The organism is Vibrio sp. OPT46 (genome assembly GCF_015163535.1).
GTDB lineage: Bacteria > Pseudomonadota > Gammaproteobacteria > Enterobacterales > Vibrionaceae > Vibrio > Vibrio alginolyticus.
Map to the genome: position 1 here is coordinate 66,765 of NZ_JADDYG010000372.1, position 3,300 is coordinate 70,064.

Annotated in this window: 5 protein-coding genes; 1 reads left to right on the plus strand and 4 read right to left on the minus strand. The window is 47.0% G+C overall.

Going from position 1 to position 3,300, the window contains the following annotated elements; genetic code table 11:
• Positions 1-87: 87 nt before the first annotated feature.
• On the minus strand, positions 88-483 hold the full coding sequence (locus IQR33_RS17405; RefSeq protein WP_017821038.1) for a GFA family protein: 396 nt from the start codon (positions 481-483) through the stop codon (positions 88-90).
• A 201-nt stretch (positions 484-684) separates the two neighbouring features.
• Between IQR33_RS17405 and IQR33_RS17410 the strand changes: the two genes are divergently transcribed.
• The gene (locus tag IQR33_RS17410; RefSeq protein WP_005374427.1) at positions 685-1,293 is read left to right on the plus strand and encodes a YitT family protein; all 609 of its coding nucleotides are present in this window, start codon (positions 685-687) and stop codon (positions 1,291-1,293) included.
• A gap of 72 nt (positions 1,294-1,365) precedes the next feature.
• On the opposite strand, the gene IQR33_RS17415 is transcribed toward IQR33_RS17410, so the two are convergent.
• The 3 genes from IQR33_RS17415 to IQR33_RS17425 form a co-directional block, all read right to left on the minus strand.
• Positions 1,366-2,184, minus strand: a complete 819-nt coding sequence (locus IQR33_RS17415) for a hypothetical protein (protein ID WP_053350106.1) — start codon at positions 2,182-2,184, stop codon at positions 1,366-1,368.
• Between the two features lie 100 nt (positions 2,185-2,284).
• Positions 2,285-2,767, minus strand: a complete 483-nt coding sequence (locus tag IQR33_RS17420) for a methylated-DNA--[protein]-cysteine S-methyltransferase (protein ID WP_005374431.1) — start codon at positions 2,765-2,767, stop codon at positions 2,285-2,287.
• On the minus strand, positions 2,764-3,300 hold a 537-nt coding region (locus IQR33_RS17425; protein WP_193843884.1), incomplete at its 5' end, for a DNA-3-methyladenine glycosylase family protein. The genes IQR33_RS17420 and IQR33_RS17425, both read right to left, overlap by 4 nt.

Consider the following 3,300-nt stretch of genomic DNA (forward strand, 5'->3'; position numbering starts at 1 on the left):
CCGCCAGTATTGCGGTACACTTGTGGATGAATAGCGGTTTATTTACTTAAAAGCACCGACAATCAGGTACTTAACTTGCAACACAACCTAGCGGTCGGATGGATGGTTAACGCCATCCATCACTTCAATCGCTCCCAACTCATATGGGTTGACGCCCTCTAAGCAGCCGACATTATAGCCATACTCACTCGGGTCAGAACGACGCTGATGGTGCGTATAAATACCGCACTCGCCACAGAAAAAGTGCTTCGCAGTGTGTGTATTAAATTGATACTGCTTCAAGACGTCTTCGCCTTGCACAATACGAATACCGTTCAAAGGTACAGATGCGACAATCGCGCCACGACGTCGACACATAGAACAGTCACACCGTCTCGGTTTCTCAATACCATTGGGTAACGCCAGTTCCAACTCAACTTTTCCACAGTGACAACTCAGTCGATGTAATGTGTTGATTTGGGTGTTGCCAACTTTCTTAATCATAACTTTTCCTTGTTGTTTTTCTATCTGTGTACATTATGTTAAACAGGTTAATATCATCATAATCTCGTCCAAAAACTCGACATCCATCACTTTTCGCGACATTTTATTTGCCGATTTGTTAGTTGCTATTTTGGCGACTGTCTATCGCGTCCGTGAGACGTGTTATCTCCGGCGCGTTTTTTAAACCAAGGAAATTAATTTATGGACAAAGATCATAGCCTAAGAGAGAACCTCTTGGCTCTGACGCTCGGCAGTGCGTTAGTGTCACTTGGAGTGATATTTTTTAGCAAAGTAGGATTGCTCACTGGCGGTACGGCTGGCTTGGCGATCTTCCTAACCAAAGTGAGTGACTTCAGTTTTGGTCAGATATTTTTCGCTCTTAACCTCCCTTTTTATATTTTATCTGTGATGCGCATGGGTTGGCGCTTCACTATCAATACCTTTATTGCGGTTTCGATTGTCTCTTTTGCGGTCGATCATCTGCATCATGTGATTGAGATTTCACGAATCGAACCTTTCTATGCGGCACTTTTGGGTGGTGGGCTGATTGGAATCGGTATGTTGGTAATTTTCCGTCACAAAATGAGTTTGGGTGGCTTTAACATTCTAGCGTTGTACCTTCAGGAACGTTTTGGAGTTCGAGCGGGTAAAGTTCAAATGGCGTTAGATTGTGCCATCGTGGTGATGTCACTGTTCATTGTAGATGTGCACCTTATCGCTCTATCTGTTCTAGGTGCCATCGCAACGAACTTGATTTTGGCGATGAACCATAAACCAGGACGATACCAAGCAAAAGCGCAAGCAGCATAATCATCGCTGCATAGTCAACAACCCTAAAGCCCCCAGCCAGTCACTCGGGGCTTTTTTCATTCAACGCTAAGATCACGTCAACGAGCTCGTTTTGCAGTGCTGCTGCATCTCTTCATCCAATTTAGCTTTATATTTCTGACTAAGATGGAAGTGTACTTGCATCAACAAGTCATGTGCGTGGAACAGCTCAAACGCGTCGCTACCATTTTGCTGACAAATAGCCTCACAGCGCTCAGCATGCACTTTGGCTTCTTGCGGTTTATCCGCTTTAAGCAAGCTCATCGCTAAGCGATACTCTGCGCGCTCTTCTTGCATCCAACCCCCTGCCACTTTCCAATAGTCTAGCGCGAGTGTCGCTGCTTCTAACATCTTCGATTTTTCCATGCACGTGCGCTCAGCCAGCGCTTCGTACTGACATGCTAAGTTGTTCGCAGTGATCGCGATAGCGCGCGCTAATGGCCCTTCTGCATCGTTCGGCGTCGTTCCTAACGCTGCCTTCACCAACCATTGACTCGCCAGTTCAAGCTGAACAAGTGCAGAAAGTTCATTCGAAATCAAAGCGTAAACTCGGCGTTGTTCTTGCTCTTCCAATAATTCCATATTGTCAGTGCCATCTACGAAATAGCGCGCAACGGCAATACTGCGTTGAAATGCAAAACTCTCGGCAACCTTGCGTTCATCAAAGTGCTCTAAACAAGTAAGAAACTGTTCTGGGCACTGGAGATGCCCAATAGCGGTATGCAGCATCAATGCGAATATTCGCTCGATTTGGGTAACGTCTTCCACCTCGCTCAGAGCCGTTTCTAGCTGAGCATAAACTTGTTCGGGATTTTCCTCGTGATGCTGCCAACACTCACTCATGAAGGCATCAAAATCCGTTTTGAAAGGCATGTCCTTATTGTCCTTCTTCTATTCGTATAACGATTATGAAACTCTACACTATCGTTACCCCTGTGTAGCACGCTTAATCCCAATACGAGAATCGCCTCACTTAAAGCGGTGTACCTTGCTCCAACGCGAGCAAACGTTGCTTGCGCTCCACTCCACCTGCATACCCAGTCAGTTTTCCGCTTTTGCCAATAACGCGATGACAAGGCACCACGATAGAAATCGGATTCTTCCCGTTTGCTAACCCAACAGCACGCACAGCTTTAGGGTTACCTATCGCATTCGCGAGATCTTGATAGCTCCACGTTTCCCCATATGGAATGGTCGTTAGTGCCTGCCAAACTTGATTTTGAAAATCAGTGCCTGTCGCTGCAAGGGGCAAATCGAATTCGTTGCGCAGACCAGCAAAGTATTCATCCAGTTGGGTGACAGCTTGGCGCAAGACCGGATGCTGCTCGTCTCGCACTCCCAGCTCACTCGGCTTAGTGGTGCATGTTTCAAACCAAATGCCAAGTAAGCCCTCAGCGTTCGATTGGATAGTCACCGTTCCTAGTGGACTCGGCATTTCGGTATAAAATGTTTTCATGATTGATTCCATAAGTGAAACGTCGCGTAGCTTCCCCAAGGGGCCGCAGTGTGCGTATTCAGTGATGGGTAACGCTGCATCGCCTTTTTCACCACTAAGTCTTTATCTAAAAAGCAATCGGGTTGAGATTGCCCTCGCAGTTGAGCATAACTGACGGTCCAAGGTCCAATGCCTTTCAAAGTTAGCCACTGCTGGGGGTCAGCTTCTGAGTTGTCCTGCATAAACTGGGCGAAGCGCACTAGCGTCTCTTTACGGCTTTGCGGCATGCGCAAAAAGCTCACGTCGGCGTTTGCAATATCACTGGGAGTCGGGAAAAAACGTTTTTCTGACTCTCCACTAAGTGTGGCCACCAATAAGTTAAGTTGACCAATCGCCGCTTTAACCGACACCTGCTGGCCTAAAATCGCTCTAACCCCTGCTTCCCATGCATTCCATACACCAGGAATACGAATACCTTTACTCGACACGAGCCCAGGCGCGACATACTCCAAATGCTGCTCAACAGTACAAATATCAGCGTCAAGATCGAACAT